The sequence below is a fragment of the Luteococcus sanguinis genome (assembly GCF_039527675.1).
Classification (GTDB): domain Bacteria; phylum Actinomycetota; class Actinomycetes; order Propionibacteriales; family Propionibacteriaceae; genus Luteococcus; species Luteococcus sanguinis.
In genome coordinates, this window is sequence record NZ_BAAAKI010000001.1 from 194,801 (window position 1) to 211,851 (window position 17,051).

The 17,051-nt window shown below is 69.6% G+C and carries 10 protein-coding genes; 5 read left to right on the forward strand and 5 right to left on the reverse strand.

Going from position 1 to position 17,051, the window contains the following annotated elements; genetic code table 11:
* Positions 1 to 108: 108 nt before the first annotated feature.
* Positions 109 to 3,237 (forward strand): efflux RND transporter permease subunit, encoded by a 3,129-nt coding sequence (locus tag ABD089_RS00980; RefSeq protein WP_343884283.1) that lies wholly within the window; start codon positions 109 to 111, stop codon positions 3,235 to 3,237.
* Between the two features lie 148 nt (positions 3,238 to 3,385).
* Here the strand turns inward: ABD089_RS00980 and ABD089_RS00985 are convergent, their stop codons facing one another.
* Positions 3,386 to 3,847: a GNAT family N-acetyltransferase gene (locus ABD089_RS00985; RefSeq protein ID WP_343884285.1), complete on the reverse strand. Its 462-nt coding sequence runs from the start codon at positions 3,845 to 3,847 to the stop codon at positions 3,386 to 3,388.
* A gap of 9 nt (positions 3,848 to 3,856) precedes the next feature.
* Complete coding sequence (locus ABD089_RS00990) at positions 3,857 to 4,594, reverse strand: class I SAM-dependent methyltransferase (protein WP_343884287.1); 738 nt, start codon at positions 4,592 to 4,594, stop codon at positions 3,857 to 3,859.
* Positions 4,595 to 5,438: 844 nt separating this feature from the next.
* On the opposite strand from ABD089_RS00990, the gene ABD089_RS00995 reads away from it, so the two are divergent.
* A complete protein-coding gene (locus ABD089_RS00995; protein ID WP_343884289.1) occupies positions 5,439 to 7,178 on the forward strand; it encodes a cytochrome c oxidase assembly protein in 1,740 nt (579 codons plus the stop codon).
* 236 nt (positions 7,179 to 7,414) lie between these two features.
* Here the strand turns inward: ABD089_RS00995 and ABD089_RS01000 are convergent, their stop codons facing one another.
* The 3 genes from ABD089_RS01000 to ABD089_RS01010 all read right to left on the reverse strand — a co-directional run bounded on the left by ABD089_RS01000 (position 7,415) and on the right by ABD089_RS01010 (position 12,788).
* A complete protein-coding gene (locus ABD089_RS01000) occupies positions 7,415 to 9,556 on the reverse strand; it encodes an MMPL family transporter (RefSeq protein ID WP_343884290.1) in 2,142 nt (713 codons plus the stop codon).
* A 65-nt stretch (positions 9,557 to 9,621) separates the two neighbouring features.
* Positions 9,622 to 12,042, reverse strand: coding sequence for a YhgE/Pip family protein (locus tag ABD089_RS01005; protein ID WP_343884291.1), 2,421 nt, complete (start codon positions 12,040 to 12,042; stop codon positions 9,622 to 9,624).
* Complete coding sequence (locus ABD089_RS01010) at positions 12,042 to 12,788, reverse strand: ATP-binding cassette domain-containing protein (RefSeq protein WP_343884292.1); 747 nt, start codon at positions 12,786 to 12,788, stop codon at positions 12,042 to 12,044. Before ABD089_RS01010 ends, ABD089_RS01005 begins: the two co-directional genes overlap by 1 nt.
* A gap of 166 nt (positions 12,789 to 12,954) precedes the next feature.
* Between ABD089_RS01010 and ABD089_RS01015 the strand changes: the two genes are divergently transcribed.
* Genes ABD089_RS01015 through ABD089_RS01025 form a run of 3 tightly spaced genes read left to right on the forward strand, consistent with a single transcriptional unit; the run spans position 12,955 to position 16,911 of the window.
* Entirely contained in the window at positions 12,955 to 13,989 is a 1,035-nt protein-coding gene (locus tag ABD089_RS01015; RefSeq protein WP_343884293.1) for a hypothetical protein, read from the forward strand.
* Positions 13,986 to 14,615 carry a GNAT family N-acetyltransferase gene (locus ABD089_RS01020; RefSeq protein WP_343884294.1) on the forward strand — a complete coding sequence of 210 codons (630 nt, stop codon included), beginning with the start codon at positions 13,986 to 13,988 and terminating at the stop codon, positions 14,613 to 14,615. The genes ABD089_RS01015 and ABD089_RS01020 overlap by 4 nt, the downstream gene beginning before the upstream one ends.
* 22 nt (positions 14,616 to 14,637) lie before the next feature.
* Positions 14,638 to 16,911, forward strand: a complete 2,274-nt coding sequence (locus tag ABD089_RS01025) for a heavy metal translocating P-type ATPase (protein ID WP_343884296.1) — start codon at positions 14,638 to 14,640, stop codon at positions 16,909 to 16,911.
* Positions 16,912 to 17,051: the final 140 nt, after the last annotated feature.

The window sequence follows — 17,051 nt, forward strand, 5'->3', positions numbered from 1 at the left end:
GTCGGTGGGCACGGGTAGCCTCGTGCGCGAAACCGCCGTAAGAAACCCCCCGGGGCGCAATGGCCTCGGCCCGGTCGCCTGAACGCACGATTCCAGCACGGAGCACCCATGGACAGTCTCGCCCGCATCAGCCTCAAGAACCGGGCGCTGATCGCGCTCATCACGATCTTCGTGATGCTCTTCGGTGGCCTGACCGCGACCACCTTGAAGCAGGAGCTGATCCCGAGCCTGCAGATCCCCAGCGCCTTCGTGATGACCAGCTACCCGGGCGCCTCCCCGCAGGTGGTCGAGGAGCGGGTGACCACCCCGATCGAACAGGCCGTGCTCTCGCTGCAGGGGCTGGACGGCTACACGTCCACCTCGTCGGCGGGTGTCTCGACGGTCACCGTCAACGTGAAGTACGGCGCCGACATGGCGCAGGTGCAGCAGCAGTTGCAGGCGGCGATCAGCCGGATCAAGTCGATGCTGCCCGACGAGGCCGACGCGCAGGTGTTCACCGGATCGCTCGACGACCTACCCGTCCAGACGCTGTCGGTCAGCGACGACGACTCGGCCTCCGGCGGCGCCGGCGACGACCTCGCCCAGCGGCTGCAGTCCATCGCCGTCCCCGAGCTGGAAAAGCTGGACGGCGTGCGGCAGGTCACCGTCTCCGGCGCACGCACCCAGCAGGTGCAGGTGACCGCCGACCGGGCCAAGCTGGCCGCCGCGGGGCTGACGCTGGCCCAGGTGCAGCAGTCGCTGCAGGCCTCCGGCAGCCTCGTCTCGGGTGGCTCGCTGGCCGATGGCGACCGCGAGCTCACCGTCACCGTCGGCAAGAACTTCGCCTCCGCGGACGACGTCGCCAAGGTCGTGCTCGTCGCGCAGGGCGCGGACGCGACCGGGAAGGCGACCTCCAAGGCGGTCCGGCTGGACCAGGTCGCCACCGTCAAGCAGTCGCTGGCCCCGGCCACCTCCATCTCCCGCACCAACGGCAAACCCTCGCTGTCGCTGTCGATCACCAAGACCCCCGATACCTCGACGGTGCAGGTCTCGCACGCCGTCTCGGACAAGCTGCCCGAGATCGCGTCCAGCCTCGGCAAGAATGCGAAGTTCACCACCGTCTTCGACCAGGCCCCCTTCATCACCCAGTCGATCCACGACCTGCTCGTCGAGGGCGGCCTGGGCCTGGTGATGGCGATCGTGGTGATCCTGCTCTTCCTGCGCAGCATCCGCTCCACCCTGGTGACCGCGGTGTCGATCCCGGTCTCGGTGCTGCTCACCCTGATCGGGCTGCGCGTCGCCGGCTTCAGCCTCAACATCCTCACCCTGGGTGCGCTGACGATCGCCGTCGGACGCGTCGTCGACGACTCGATCGTCGTCGTAGAGAACGTGAAGCGGCACCTGTCCTATGGTGAGCCGAAGGGACGCGCGATCCTGACAGCCGTCAAGGAGGTCGCCACCGCGATCACCGCCGCGACGATCACGACCGTCGCCGTCTTCGCACCGATCGGTTTCGTGTCCGGCCAGACCGGCGAGCTCTTCCGGCCCTTCGCCTTCACCGTGACGATGGCGCTGCTGAGCTCACTGCTGGTGTCACTGACGATCGTCCCGGTGCTGTGTTACTGGTTCCTCAAGCCCGTCGAGGGCGACGTCGACCGCGACGAAGTGGGGGCCGCGGCCCACGAGGCTGAGAAGTCCGGTTTCCTGCAGCGCATCTACCTGCCCGCGCTGAACTGGTCGCTGCTGCACCCGATCGCCTCACTGCTGCTGGCGCTCGCGCTGCTGGGTGGCACCGTCGGCGCGTCCACCCTGCTCAAGACCGACTTCCTCGGCAACGCCGGGATGAACACCCTCAGCGTCACCCAGCACTACCCGCCCGCGTTGTCGCTGGCGGAGAAGTCGGCGCGCGCGGCCAAGGTCGAGAAGGCGCTGCTCAACATCGAGGGCATCGAGACGGTGCAGACCACGCTCGGCGGCTCGGGCATCGAGGCGCTGTTCACCGGCGGCGGCGCCGACAGCGCCACCTTCCAGGTCACGCTGGCCGATGATGCCGAGGCGACACTGGTCACCGAGATGGCCCGACAAGACCTGGCCGAGCTGAAGGCAGATGGCGACGCCGTCGTCTCGGCATCGCAGAGCATGGGCAGCAGCGACGTGCAGGTCGTGCTGACCGCGCCCGACGCGCCCACCCTGAAGGCCGCCAGCGACACCTTGGTCAAGGAACTGTCGACCATCCCGGACACCACAAACTTGAAGTCCAGCCTCGCCTCCGATCGTCCGACCGTCCAGGTCAGCGTCGACCCAGCCAAGGCGGCGGCGCTCGGGCTGTCGGAGTACACCGTCGGGCAGGCCATGCGCGGCGTGCTGACACCCTCGACGGTGGGCAAGGTCGAGCAGGCCGACGGACGCACCATCGACCTGGTGCTGCAGAGCACCGATGTCCCGGCCGGGCTCGCCGCGCTCAAGGCCATGCCGCTGATGAAGCTGCCAACCGGTGCGTCGGTGAAGGTCTCGGACGTCGCGGAGGTCACCGTGGCCAATGTCGCCACCCAGGTCGACCACACCGACGGCGAGCGCTCGGTGACCATCTCGCTGACTCCCACCGGCGACAACCTCAGCGCCGTCACCTCTGCGGTGAGCGACCGGATCGACGCCTTGGGCCTGCCCTCGGGCGCCCGGGCCGAGATCGGCGGCGTGGCACAGGAGCAGGGCGACGCCTTCCGCCAGCTCGGGCTCGCGTTGCTCGCGGCCATCGCGATCGTCTACGTGGTGATGGTGGCGACGTTCAAGTCGCTGGTGCAGCCGCTGATCCTGACCATCTCGATCCCCTTCGCCGCCGTCGGCGCGCTGGCCGCGCTGCTGGTGACCAACACCCCGCTGGGCGTCCCGGCGATGATCGGCCTGCTGATGCTGGTCGGCATCGTGGTCACGAATGCCATCGTCCTGATCGACCTGGTCAACCACTACCGCGAGCAGGGCGATGGCGTTGATGAGGCCCTGCGCGACGGTGCGCGCCAGCGCCTGCGTCCGATCCTGATGACGGCGGTCGCGACGATCTTCGCACTGATCCCAATGTCGCTGGGCCTGTCCGGTGGGGGCGTGTTCATCTCGAAGCCACTGGCGATCGTCGTGATCGGCGGCCTACTCAGCTCCACGCTGCTGACGCTGCTGCTGGTGCCGGTGCTCTATCACCTGGTGGAGGGACGCAAGGAGCGTCGTCGGCTTGCAGCTGGTGGGGCCACGCGTCGTCGAGGATGACCTCGACGCGGTCGACCAGACCTCGACCGCGCTGCCCCGCCGGGGGGCCTGACCCCTCCTGTGGGGGAGTTGGCCAGTCCCTTGTCATGCCCGCTTCATCACCGATCCCCGAGCAGTCCTTCAGCTTCCCCGAGGCTGTCGAGGGGCCTCACAGCGTGGCGCGCATGGCCGGACACTCGGTCAGCGTGAAGCCCGCCCTCTCGTACATGGGCCGTCCGGCCTCGGTCGCCATCAACTCCGCGCGCTGGATGCCTTGCGATCGCGCCCAGTCGAGCACCGCGTCGAAGGCCAGCCGGGCAAAGCCCCTGCCCCGGAACTCTGGGGAGGTGCACACGCTGCTCACCAGCACGTCGCGTCCGGCCGGGACCGACGGCGACGGCGCGCAGTCCCGGATCGCCCCGACAGCCGAGGCGACGACCTGCCCGTCCACCTCGACCACGAAAATCCCATGGTCAGGGTGGTCCAGACGCCCGTCGAACCACTGCCGCGAGGCGTCCTGCCAGGGGCCGTCCAGGTCATGCGTCCCCATCGAGCGGAACATCTCCACTCGCAACGCCACCAGGTCTGCCACGTCCTCGGCGCGCGCCCGCTTGACCACCCCAGCTGCCATGCGCCGAAGCTATCGGACCGCCTCGAACTCGAGGCGCACGTAGTCCACCAGCGGTTCGCCCATCGCCTCGGCGACGGCATCGACCGCTGCGGCGCGCTGCTGCGGCGCGATGCGGTGCAGGTGTGCCCCAAGCACGACGGTGGCCAGGTAGGGGCGATAAGCCTCCTCGCGCAGCACGAGGGGATCGGGCCACAATCGAGCGTCGACGACCGTGAACCCTTGCTCCCGCAGAGCCTCGGAGGTGGCCTCGGCGGTGGCGAAGTTCCACGTCTGATCCCCTGCGCCGAAGACGGACTCGATTGCCAGCGCGAGCCGAGCGAGATTTCCGTGACCACCAGCGTCGACGACGAAGCGTCCGCCGGATGCCAAAGCGCGTGCCACGCTGGCGAACAGAGGCTGATGGTCGGGCACCCAGTGCAGCGTGGCAACGCTCAAAGCGCCATCGATGGGCCCAAAGTCCTGTGGTTCGCGCAGGTCGACGCGACGCAAGCGCACGCGGTCGCCGAAGTGCGCCAAGGCCTCCCCGGCTGCAGCCAACATCTGCTCCGAGCCGTCCACCCCGAGATAGCGAACGTCCGGACGAGCCCCAAGCAGGCGGGCAGCATCGCGCCCAGTTCCGCATCCGACCTCAAGCACGCGTGCACCCGGCGACGGAGCCAGGCGGGCGAGTACGCCCTCACCCCAGGCGACGTGCGGCAACGGCAACTCGCCGTAGCGTTGGGCATCCCATTCGAAAGGGTCAGTCATGGGGCGAGCATCACTCGCTTCCGGGTACATGTCCAGGATCGACTGAAAACCGGACGCCAGCTGACCAGATCGGCGATTGGACCGTTCCAAGCTCTCATTCCGTCCGGTTTTCAGCCGATCCGGCCGGGGCGATCTCGGGTCGTGGGCGGCGGCTGACTTCCGATCTGGTGTCGAGACGAGGATCCGGGGCGCCCCCTTGAGGTGCAGGAGCGCGGCACCGACACGGGTGCCTCGAGGAGGTGGCGAGAGGAACGGCCCACATGGTCAACGCCAGAGGGCGGTCTGCGTCCCCCTCCTATGGCTTGCAGGGGCCGAGTGACCACCCGACGTCCGGCACCGATCCCACCAGGGTGTGCGCCAACAGCCTTTCCACGACAGCAGCCTGGCGCAATCAGCGTCATCGACAACCCTGCAACATCCATTTGACAAGGGATGCCGCTGCTGTCCACAGGGTTACTCACAGCTGTGGAATTTCGACGATGTCATTTGTCCCCAGAGGTGGACAAGTCTGTGGATAACCCTCCACCTCAGGTTGAGGTCTCTCCTGGGCGCCCACCCGCACAGACGTCGCCTGGTACGTCCGGCGCCTTGGCGGCGCCCGATCCGCTGGGTCATGGGCGTGGCGAGTCTCGCGGTTGGCCTGCAGGGCGCCGTCGCAGCCCCGCAGCAGGTGGTGGGACGGACTGCCCAAGGCCTTGGCGGCATTCCTGTCCGAGCGCGGGCCAACGGCCACTGTCGAACAGGTGCTGGAAGCCTGGAACGATACGGGCGTGATCCCGGGGGTGCTGGGCGCGGTGGGGACGCCCTTCCGGCCCGGTCAGCGGGCGGGATTAGGCTGGGCCGCGTGCAGTCGACCCTCTCCTCAATCCTGACCCTGCTGGCGTGGCTCGCCACGTCCGCCTCGATGGGAGCGTGGGTGGTGAGCGCGTTCATCCGCCCCCGGACGGGTGACCGACGCACCGGGTTGGCCGGGGACCCGCTGACCACCATCGGCGGCATCGCGTCGCTGATCGCGCTGGCCGCGGCCGTGGCGCATGTCGTCACCGGTCCCGGAACCGAGCACACCGCATGGATCGTCGCGGCCGTCTGTTCCGGTCTGGCCGCGCTGTTGTCGCTGTGGAAGGTGTGGGAGTCAGCGCTGTACGCCCTGCTGCTGCAGGCCATCGCGATCGTCGCGCCGGTTGCGGCCACGGAGGCGCTCGTCCCGCAGAACCACGACGTCACCGGCGACGCGGGCATGGTCGCCATCGTCGCGACAGCCGTACTGGCGGGGACGTGGGCCTTCATCCGGTTCGTCAGGGAAGGAGAGCACGAACACGTCGTCGGGTGGCGGCTGCGCTTCCTGTCCACCGTCGCCGGCGTCGTCATCGCCTTCTGCGACCTGTTGACCATTGCCCTGCAGCCCGGCGCGCGCTGGCCGCTGGACCAGCAGCCGACCTGGCACCTGATCCGCGCCATGGTTGCCCTCGCCATCGCCGCGCTCGCCTGGCTCCCCCGGCGCACCGCCAGCTGGCCCGCAGCGCTGGCCGGCCTACTGCTGATGGTCGCCAGTGTCGGCACCCACGTCGCGGGCGTCGCCCTGCCCGCGGCCATCCTCCCGATGGACGTGCGCACCTTCGGCTACTCGGTTGCACCGTGGCCGACCCTGCGCGCCCTGGCCCTCGACTGGCGGATCAACCTGTTCTTCTTCACCATCTCGATCCTGGCCGTCGCGGTGTACCTCTTCCTGGTCGCCAAGCTGCACCGCCAGGGCGACCACTGGCCACTCGGCCGCACCGTAGCCTGGATCATCGGCTGGACGCTGGTCTGCTGCCTCACCTCGTCCGGCGTTGGACGCTATGCGCCGGCCAGTTTCAGCGTCCACATGTTCATGAACCTCGGCCTCAACATGGCCGCGGCGATGATCCTGGCGCTGGGTGGCTTCATCACGCTTGTCCTGCGGGCCAACAAGGCCCACGGACGCAACCAACCCGCCGGCCTGCGCGAATGGGTCGCGGGGACGATGCACAGCCGCTACCTCGGCTTCATCTACAACCCACTGGTCGCGCTGGCCTTCATGACCGGCACCTACTACGTCTTCTACCTGACGCAGATCTACCCGGCCAGCCTGCACTGGCACTGGCTGCACCAGTTCGTGTACCTGCACTTCCTGGCCTCGGGCTACATCTTCTACGGCCTCATCATCGGCGTGGACCAGCCCCCGCACCCGCTACCCCACATCGGCAAGCTCGGCCTGATCATCGGCGCGATGCCCTTCCACGCCTTCTTCGGTGTGATCCTGATGAGCAAGACCGTCGTGTACGCCGAGGATTTCCTGGCCTCACTGGGCCACGAGTGGCTGTTCAAGCGCGGCCTGCAGCACGACCAGTGGGTCGGTGCGGCGATCGCCTGGGGTGGTGGTGAGTTCCCGCTGTTCATCGCCCTGATCGCGCTGCTCACCCAGTGGCAGCGCCAGGACACCACCGAGGCGCGTCGCACCGACCGTCACCTCGACTCGGGAACCGACCAGTCCTACGACGCCTACAACGAGATGATGGCCCGGCTGGCCGCGGCTGACCGGGCAGCCGAAAGGTCCCGCGACTGAGGCCCTGTCACGAGGTGTCCTGACGGTCCGGTGAATCCCCGTCCCGCAGACCGCCGCACCCAGATCCATGCCGTCGGGTGCCGCGAGCCGCTCCGCCGCTGCGACTACCTCGTCGTCCACATCAAGCGTGATGCTCATGAACGAATCGTGGCACCCCTACGAACCGGTCTGGTCCAATGCGCTGCGCATGTGGGAACTCTGGCCGCTGGAACGATCCAGGCGCCGATCTGCGCCGCTCAGCCCACGTTATCGGTGACATCGGCGTGCTCCGGGCTCCGGGACAGTGCCGAGGGCCACCAGAATGTCCGTCCGAGGTCATGGATGATCGCCGGAACCAACAGCGCGCGCACCAGCAGGGTGTCCATCAGCACGCCCAGGGCAACGATCACCGCCAGTTGCAGCAGGAAGACCAGCGGGATCACACCCAGCGCCGCGAAAGTGGCGGCCAGCACGATGCCTGCGGACGTGATGACGCCGCCGGTCACCACCAGGCCGCGCCGCAGGCCCTCGCGGGTGCCGTGTGTCAGGGACTCCTCCCGCACCCGGGTGACGAGGAAGATGTTGTAGTCCACGCCCAGCGCCACCAGGAAGACGAAGCCGTACAGCGGCACCGTCGGGTCGGCGCCCGGCAGGTGCAGCACGTGGTTGAACAGCAGGGACGACAACCCGAGCGCCGCCGCGAAGCTCAGCACCGTGGTCGCCGTCAGCACCAGCGGAGCCACGACGGCCCGCAGCAGCGCCGCCAGGATCAGCGTGATCACCACCAGCACCAGCGGCAGGATCACCGCCCGATCGTGCGCGCCGGTGGTGTTGGTGTCAAGGTCGGTCGCCGTCTCACCGCCCACCACGATCGCCGGGTCCACGGCATGCAGCGCATCGCGCAACTCGACGACCGTCTGCTCGGCCTCGAGGGAGTCGGCAGCCTTGGCCAAGGTCGCCTGCACCAGCACGTCACCGTCGCGGACCGTGGGCGCAGCCTGCGCCAATGGGCCCCGGGTGGGCACGGGCAGCGGGATCGTGCCGGACGGTGAATCGGCGCTGACCACGGCCGACGAGCTGACACCAGCAATGCTGGTGAGCACCGATGCGACGTCCGAGAGCTTGCCCTGCGGCACGATCACCTGGACAGGCGACCCGGACCCACCGGGAAAGTGTTCGGCAAGCACCTTCTGCCCGTCCCGGGCCTGGGAGGTGCCGAGCACCAGGTCTGACTGCGGCACGCCGTCCGCCTTGAGGCCCAGCAGACCGAGGCTGAACAGGGCCAGCAGCACGGTCATCCCGACCCACACCGGACGGGCCCGGCGCGCGACCAGCCCGGCAACCCGCGCCCAGATTCCGTGCTCCTTGGGCGCCCACGCCGGATCGTGTTGGGGCGGGCGGGGCCAGAAGGCGGCCCGTCCGACCAGCGCGAGCAGCGCGGGCAGCAGGGTCAACGCGCCCAGCACCGCGAACGCGATGCCGATCGCGGCCACCGGGCCCAGCGCCTTGTTGGAGTTCAGGTCGCTGGCCAACAGGCAGAGCAGGCCAGCGGCCACCGTCCCACCCGAAGCCAGCACGGGTTCCAGCACCCCGCGCCAGGCAACTGCCAGCGCCTCACGAGCGTCGCCGTGGCGGTGCAGTTCGTCGCGGTAGCGGCTCACCAGCAGCAGGCAGTAGTCGGTCGCGGCACCGATCACGAGGATGAACAAGATGCCCTGCACCTGGCCGTTGAGGGTCAGGACGCCGGCCTTGGCGAGCCAGAAGTTCACCAGGATCGCGCCGCACAGGGCACTGATGGCGGTCCAGAGCACCAGCAGCGGCAGCAACGGCGATCGGTAGACGGCCACCAGGATCACGAACACCGCGGCCAGGGCGACCCCGAGCAGGATCCCGTCGATGCCTCCGAAGGCCTCCGTGAGGTCGGCGGTGAGCCCGGCGGGTCCGGTGACCTGCACCTCGAGCCCGTCCGGACGTCCGTCCGCGAGCACGTCCTTCAACTCGTCCACCGTCTCGGACACCTCGCCGTCGGTCGAGAGGGGCACGAACATCTGCGCCGCCTGCCCGTCCTCGGACGTGATGGCGGGCGAACCCTGCGGCGAACCGGCCACCCCCGCGGTGACCTTGGCCGGGAGCGCCTTCAGCCAGGCCTGGTCGGCAGCCGTCAACGCATCGTCCCGGCTGGCGACGACGACCGCGGGGATCGAGTCGCCGCCCAGGAAGCTCGACAGCCGCTTCGCCACCTGGGTCGACTCGCTGCTGGCGGGCAGGAAGGTGGTCTGGTCATTGGACGAGACCTCGGAGATGCGTCCGAAGATCGGCCCGCCCACGCCGGCGACGGCGAGCCAGGTGATGACCAGGACAAGGGCGCCGGTGAGCCACCGGAGACGGGGGTGCGACATGGGTGCACAGTATCGGCCCGGACCAGCGCGGACGCAGCTGCACGGTTCTCCTGCCCGGTGACGAATCAGTGCTGCAACGGCGGGTGCATGTCGCTGATCCGGAAGCGCTGCCGCGCGGCGACCGCCAGCACGTCCAGCACAAGGACGACGACACCGATCAGCACCAGCACGGCCATGTCCGCGAGGAAGCGGCTGGTCAGCCCACCTGAGATCGCGTAGCGGAAGGCGTCGATCGTGTACGAGATGGGCATCAGCGGGTGGATCCAGCGGAAGAAGGCAGGCAGCACTTCGGCCGGGTAGGTGCCGCCGGTCGAGCTGAGCTGCAGAATCAGCCACACCAGCAACAACGCCGAGCCGGGCAGCCCAAGAGCCGTCCGGAAGAGGTGCGCGATCCCGCTGAAGACCAGCGCCGTCAGGGCAACCACCCCGACGAGGGCGACGCCGTGCACCGGGTCAAGTCCGAGGGTGAGCCACGTGGTTGCGAGCATCAGGCCCGCGCCAGCCAGCGCGACGGCCCCGAACGGGGTCCAGGCGGCAATCGCCAGCCGGAGCGGGTTCATCCGTCCCGCCAGCAGTCGTCCCGAGATCGGACGCATCACGAGGAAGCCTGAGATTCCGAAGACCCACATGGCGATCGAGAAGAACAGCGGCGCCAGTCCACGGCCGTAGACCCGGGCGGGATTGTCGATGACCGAATGGACGTCGGCAGGCTGGCTCAGCACCCAGGAGGCCTGGTCGGCGTTCGAGCCGGTGACCGATGGAATCTTCGCCACCGCATCGCTCAGCGACGTGGTCAACTTCGACGATCCGGACGCTAGCTTGGCGAGCCCGGCGTCGAGAGTGGTGGCGCCGTCGTGCAACTTGACCAAGCCGGTGTGCAAGGACTTGGCGCCGGTGTCGGCCTTCGCCAGGCCGGTGGCGAGGCTGTCGGCGCCCTCGGCGAGCTGGCCGGTGGCATCGGCCACCTGCACGGTGCCGGTGTGGAGCTTTCCAGCGCCGGTGTTCGCGCTGGTGATGCCGGCATTCAACTGGGTCGCGCCGGTGGCGACCTTCGTGGCCCCGGCTTGGGCGCTGGTGGCCCCGCTCGCAAGCTTTGCCGCCCCGGCCTGCGCGCTCTTGGCCCCGTCAGTCACCTTTGCTGCGCCGCTGGCAACCTGGTGTGCGCCCGTGTTGAGCGCGGTCAGCTGCTCGGAGAGCTTCGCCGGCGTTCCCTGTTCGGCGGCGTCCTGCACGGCCGCGTTGAGGGTGTCGGCGTCGGTGGCCAGGGCGTCCGCGTCGGAGGCAATCGCCTCCAGTCTGGTGCCGGCGGTCTCCAGCGCCTTCACCGCTGCTTGATATTGGTCGGTCTGCGCGACGGCCGGGTCGGCGGCAGCGAGCGCGGCGAGTTGGCTGCGGGCGGTCTCCAGCGCTCCGCTGGCCCGGTCGGGCGCGTCCGACAACCCGTCGTGGACGTCTTGGATTCCCTGGTTCACGGTCGCGACCGTGGTGGCGATCCTGGTCTGGTTCTTGGCGACCGCGTCCAGCACGGGGACGGCCTTGTCTGCGAGCTGCTGGGTTCCGTCGGCGACCTGCGTGGCGCCGTCGGCGACCTTCGCAGAGCCCGACGTCAACGTGTTCAGCCCGGTCGACAGGCTCGTCGCGCCGTCGGCGAGCTGGCCGACCCCGGACCCCAGCGCGGTGGCACCGTCGGCGAGCTTCGTCGATCCGGTCTGCAGTTGGTCCAGGCCAGAGTCCAGCTGGGCGGCGCCGTCGACCAGGGCGGGCATGTTGTCATTGAGGGTGTTGGCGCCGGACGCCAGTTTGGTTGCGCCGGTGCTGGCGCTGGTCAGACCGGTGGCCAAGGTGGCCGACCCCGTCTCGGCCGTCGCCAGCCCGCTGGCGAGCTGCGCGGAACCGGACTTGGCGCTTGTCAGACCGTCTGTCACCTGCTGCGAGCCATCGGCCGCGTCAGACAGCCCCGTCCGGATCGTCTGCAGGTTCTTGAAGACGGCCTGGAAGTAGGCGTCCACCGCGGCCTGGTCGACCGACCGCTCGATCTTCGACTGCGCCTGCCCGGTGACCGAGCCGATCACGAAGCCATTGGCGTCGTTGCGGCGCAGCGTGAGTTCTGCCCGCAGCGGCTTCTCGCTCGCGGCGCTGATCAGGTGCGCGCTGAAGTCGGACGGGATGTCCAGCACCAGGTAGTAGCGCCCCTCGGCCAGCCCAGCGTCCGCGTCCGCGGCGTCGGTGACGTGCCACTGGAAACTGTTTCCCTCCAGCAGTTCGTCGGTGATGTCCTTGCCGGCGGCGACGGTGCGTCCTTCGTAGTCGACGGGTTTGTCGGCGTTGACGATGGCGACCGGCAGGTTCTCCAGCCGACCGTAGGGGTCCCAGTTGGCGGCCAGGTAGACGGCGCCGTAGACCACCGGCACCAGCAGGACGAAAAGCAGCGCCAGGACGGGAAGCGGTCCGCGGAAGCGGCGCAGTTCGAAACGGGAGAGCAGCATCAGTTGGCCTCGATGGTGGTGCGACGGGGGCGGAGGTGGCCGAAGCGCAGCGCGAGCCGGTCGGCGCTCTCCGGTGGGATCAGGGTGATGGTGGCGGCGCCGCTGGGCACCGGGGAGGTCGACAGGGCGCTGACGATGAAGTGGTGGCCTCGCAGGGCGAGCACGTCCATCGCGGCGTAGACATCGGCGAGCTGGTCGCGGGTCAGGGAGTCGTCCACGTCGTCCAGCAGGACGAAGTCGGCCGGGCGTAGACAACCGAGCACCACCGACAGCAGCGTCCGCTGGACGGCGGGCAGGTCCTCCACGAGGCGGTCCAGTCCGAGTTCCAGGTCGAGGGCGCCCGCGAGCTCCTGGAAGGTGACCCGCCCAGCGCGGGAGCCGATGCCCTCCAGCAGGGAGTGCTCGTCGCGGGCTTCGCCGACGGTGAGCGTGGGTTCCAACTCCACCAGGTCGGTGATGCGGGCGACCGCGATGCGCTGCCGGAGCTTGCGGGGGTGGGCGATCCCGTCGACCTCGCCGAGCGTCAGCTGTCCGGAGACACCCTTGAGTCGCCCGCCAAGGGCCAGCAGCAGCGCTGAGCGTCCGCTGCCCTGCTCCCCCAGGATCGCCGCGTGGTGCCCCGCCGGGACGACGAGGTCGACCGGCCCGAAGACTGGACCTTGGGCGGTGCGCATGCTCAAACCCTTGGCCACCAGGGCGCTGGTGCTGTCGAGGTGGGCGGCGCGCGCGGGCGTGATCTGAGACACGGGAACCAACTTCACGTGGAGACAATTGACGGATCAGTCCAATTGTTCCCCGCGGGGACCGTATTCCCAACTCCACCGCCCACCCCCTCGGGACGGGGGCCAAGCTGGCGTAGTCAGCAGCTTCACCATCCAGTCCGCGGGGATCGGGTCGCCTAGGGTGGCCAGCATGGACCTCGGGAGTGCAGCCGACGAGCTGTACTCGATCGACCCGGACGCCTTCATCGCCCGCCGCGCACAGATCGTCAAGGAACTGCGCGCCGCCAGGCAACGGGAGGCCGCGAACCAGGTGGCCGCGCTGCGGCGCCCCACCCGTTCGGCATGGCTGGTGAACCTGCTCGCGCGCTGGCGAGGCGACGAACTGGGCGACCTGCTGGAACTCGGCCCGGCGCTCGCGCAGGCGCACACCGGCGGCTCCCCGGAGGAGCTGCGTTCGCTGACGACGCTGCGCCGCCGCGCGGTGAGCGGACTGGTGGACGCCGCCCTGACACTCGGGCGCAATGCGGGCTACCGGCCCAGCGACGCCGTGCGTGACGAGGTGTCCACCACCTTGGAGGCCGCGCTGGTGAATCCCGAGTTCGCCGAGGCCGTGCTGGCCGGGAGCCTCTCCACGGCAGCCGAGTCGGCCGCGAACTTTCCGACCGAGCTGTTCGCGGGGCTCGCGCTCCCCACCCGGCGGCCGCAACTGCACGTCGTCCGCGATCCCGAACCAGACCAGCCTGTCAAGCAAGCGCCAACACCTGAACCCCAGCCCGAACCCGACGAGCACGACGAGGTGGCCGAGGGCCTGCGTCGCGCCGAAATCGAGGCGCGCCAGCAGGCCTTGGAGTCCGCCGAGCAGAACCAGCGGGAGGCCGAGGCGATCGTCGGACACGCACAGCACGCCTTTGCCAGGGCCAGCGCTCGCGCCACCCAGGTCGAGGCGCACACCGAGGACGCCCGGAACCACACCAGCCAGGCGCGCGACCAGGTCGAGGAGCTGCGCGAAGCCCTCGCCCGGGCGCAGGCCGCGCTGGAACAGGGCCAGCACGAACTGGCCGAGGCCGAGGCCGCCCAGACCCGGGCCGAGGCCGAGCTCACCCAGGCCCAGCGGGCCGCCGAGGAGACCGAAAACCAAGTGACGAGCGCCCGCGCCGAGGCCGAGGACGCAGCACGGGCCGCCGAGCAGGCCCGCGCCCGCCTCGCCGAACTGGAGACCCCGTGACCAAGCCCTTGCCCGGACGATTCGTCCCCGAAGCCCTGGCCGCCAACCCGACCTTGGTCGGTGAACTCGTCGTCCTGCGGCCGTTCACCGCGGACGACGCCGAGGCAATGGCCCAGATCATGGCCGACCCCGAGGTCGTCCGCCTGACCGGGAGCGCCAACTCCTCGTCCGCCCACACTCCCGTCGACCTGCAGGGGGCACGCGAGTGGTATGGCACCCGGCAGGCCCAGACCGACCGCCTCGACCTGGCCGTCGTCGACGCCGCCACCGGCGAACTCGTCGGCGAGGTGGTGCTCAACGAGCTCGAGTCACCGAACCGCTCGATGAACTTCCGGACCCTGGTCGGGCCCGCGGGTCGCGGCCGCGGCCTGGGCACGGAGGCCTGCCGGCTGATCGTCGGTTACGGCTTCGATCAGGTGGGGCTGCACCGTGTTCGCCTCGACGTCTTCGACTTCAACCCACGCGCTCGCCGCGCCTACGAGAAGGTCGGTTTCGTGCACGAGGGCATCGTCCGGGACGAGGTGTTCTTCGACGGCGAGTGGATCGACTCACACCTGATGTCGATCCTCGAAAGCGAGTGGGCCGCCCACCAGGGCCGTCCCGGCACTTCCGGACAGGGCGCCTGAGCGACTCAACTAGGCTGTTCCCATGACCGACACAGCCAGGGCGGTGCCCCAGCTCGAGTTGGACATCAGCGGCATGACCTGCGCAGCCTGCGCGAATCGCATCGAACGCAAGCTCAACAAGCTCGACGGGGTGACCGCGATGGTCAACCTTGCAACGGAACGTGCGCTCGTCCAGGGGCTCGGGCCCGACCAGGCCGAGCTCGCGATCAGCACCGTCGAGAAGGCGGGCTATGGTGCGTTCGTCCATGATGACGAGGACGACACCTGGACCCAGCGCGCCGCCGAGGAACGTTCCACCTCGCTGCGCCGACGGCTGGCCGTCGCGAGCCTGATCACCGTCCCCCTGTGCGACATCACGATCCTGCTGGCGCTGGTGCCCGGGTGGCGTTTCCCGTACTGGCAGCTGTTCTGCGTGCTGCTGGCGGTGCCGATCGTCACCTGGTGCGCGTGGCCCTTCCACCGCGCCACCTGGCGCGGGCTCAAGCACCGCTCGCTCAGCATGGACACCCTCATCTCGCTGGGCGCCACCGTCAGCTTCGGCTGGGCCCTGTGGACCCTCTTCTTCCCCTCCCGCGATGCCGGCTACTGGCTCGGTTTCGGGCGCACCCCGGCCGGGGCGGACGCGATCTACCTCGACGTCGCCGCCGGCATGGTCACCTTCCAGCTGGCCGGACGCTACTTCGAGTCCCGCGCCCGACGCCAGGCCGGCGAGGTGCTGCACGCGTTGGGAAACCTGGCCGTCAAGGAGGTCCGACGACTGCTGCCGGACGGCTCCGCCGAGACGGTCCCCGCCGAGGCATTGGCCACCGGCGAGAGCTATGTCGTGCTGCCCGGTGAACGCTTCGTCGCGGACGGCAGGATCACCCAGGGCGCGTCGACCATCGACACCTCCGCGATGACCGGCGAGTCCGTGCCCGCAGAGGTCTGCACCGGGGACGCGGTGCTGGGTGGTACGACCAACCTGACCGGACGACTCGTCGTGCTCGCCGAGGCAGTCGGCGCCCGCACGCGGCTGGCACAGATGGCAGCGATCGCCGACGAGGCGCAGCGCCGCAAGTCACGCGTCCAGAAGCTCGCCGACCGCGTCACCCAGTACTTCGTCCCTGCCGTGATCGTGCTCGCGATCCTGGTGGGCATCGGCTGGTTCATCGCGTCCGGGTCGTCGGCGCGGGCCATCTCGATCGCCGTGGCCGTGCTGATCATCGCCTGCCCCTGCGCGCTCGGCCTGGCCACTCCGACCGCCCTGATGGTGGGCGTGGGACGCGCCGGCCAGATCGGCATCCTGGTCAAGGGCCAGGACGCGCTGGAGACCAGCGGACGCATCGACACCGTCGTCCTCGACAAGACCGGCACCCTGACCACCGGCGTGATGACCGTCACCGACGTCATCCCCATGCCCGGCCACTCCCCCGCGGACGTGCTGCTGCCCGCTGCCGCCATCGAGTCGCACTCGGAGCACCCGATCGCCGCCGCGATCGTCCGGCTGGCCGCCGACCTGCCCACCACCGCCGGTCGGGCCACCGGTGCCGTGACCGACTTCGCCGCCCTGCCCGGCTGGGGAGCACGGGCCAAGGTCGACGGCGTCGAGCACACGATTGGACGCGTCGAGCTCGGTGGACTCCCCGTGGTGGGCGACGAGCTGCCCGAGCAGGCCACCGCCGCACTGGAGGCCGCCGAGGCTGCTGGGGCCGTCGGTGTCGTCGTCCGCCGCGGCCAGGAGGTGCTGGGCGTGGTGCGGGTCGCCGACCAGGTGAAGGGATCCGCGAAGGCCGCCATCGACGCCCTGCGCGAGCTGGGCCTGCGCACCGTGCTGCTGACCGGAGACTCCCAGCGCGCCGCCGACGCGGTGGCAGCCGAGCTGGGGATCGACGAGGTCCGCGCCCGGGTGCTCCCGGACGAGAAGTCGGCCGCGGTCGACGCCCTGCGCGAGCAGGGACGCTGCGTCGCGATGGTTGGTGACGGCATCAACGACTCCGCCGCCCTCGCCACCGCCAATCTGGGCATCGCGATGGGACGCGGAACCGATATCGCCATGAAGTCGGCCGACCTGATCGTCGTCCGCGACGACCTGCGGGCCGTGGTCGACGCCGTGCACCTGAGCCGCAACACCCTGCGGACCATCAAGATGAACCTGGTCTGGGCCTTCGGCTACAACATCGCCGCCATCCCGATCGCGGCCGCCGGCCTGCTAAACCCCCTGATCGCCGCCGCAGCGATGGCGATGAGCTCGATTCTGGTGGTTTCGAACAGCCTGCGCCTGCGCACCTACGAGCCCCTGGCCGAACGCTCAGCCTGAGCGGTCCCCCAGCAGGCGTTCAACGAGCCTGTGGAGGGGTCCCTCCGGTCAGCTCCACCCCAAACCGGCGCGATCAATCCCCCAAGGGACAGATCAGTCCCCGTCGACGGGGACTGATCCGCGCCGACGGGGACTGATTG

Coding starts and splice junctions, on each gene's coding strand:
- ABD089_RS00980 (WP_343884283.1), top strand. CDS start 109: ATGGACAGTCTCGCCCGCATCAGCCTCAAGAACCGGGCGCTGATCGCG.
- ABD089_RS01025 (WP_343884296.1), top strand. CDS start 14,638: ATGACCGACACAGCCAGGGCGGTGCCCCAGCTCGAGTTGGACATCAGC.
- ABD089_RS01005 (WP_343884291.1), bottom strand. CDS start 12,042: ATGCTGCTCTCCCGTTTCGAACTGCGCCGCTTCCGCGGACCGCTTCCC.
- ABD089_RS00990 (WP_343884287.1), bottom strand. CDS start 4,594: ATGACTGACCCTTTCGAATGGGATGCCCAACGCTACGGCGAGTTGCCG.
- ABD089_RS01000 (WP_343884290.1), bottom strand. CDS start 9,556: ATGTCGCACCCCCGTCTCCGGTGGCTCACCGGCGCCCTTGTCCTGGTC.
- ABD089_RS01015 (WP_343884293.1), top strand. CDS start 12,955: ATGGACCTCGGGAGTGCAGCCGACGAGCTGTACTCGATCGACCCGGAC.
- ABD089_RS00985 (WP_343884285.1), bottom strand. CDS start 3,847: ATGGCAGCTGGGGTGGTCAAGCGGGCGCGCGCCGAGGACGTGGCAGAC.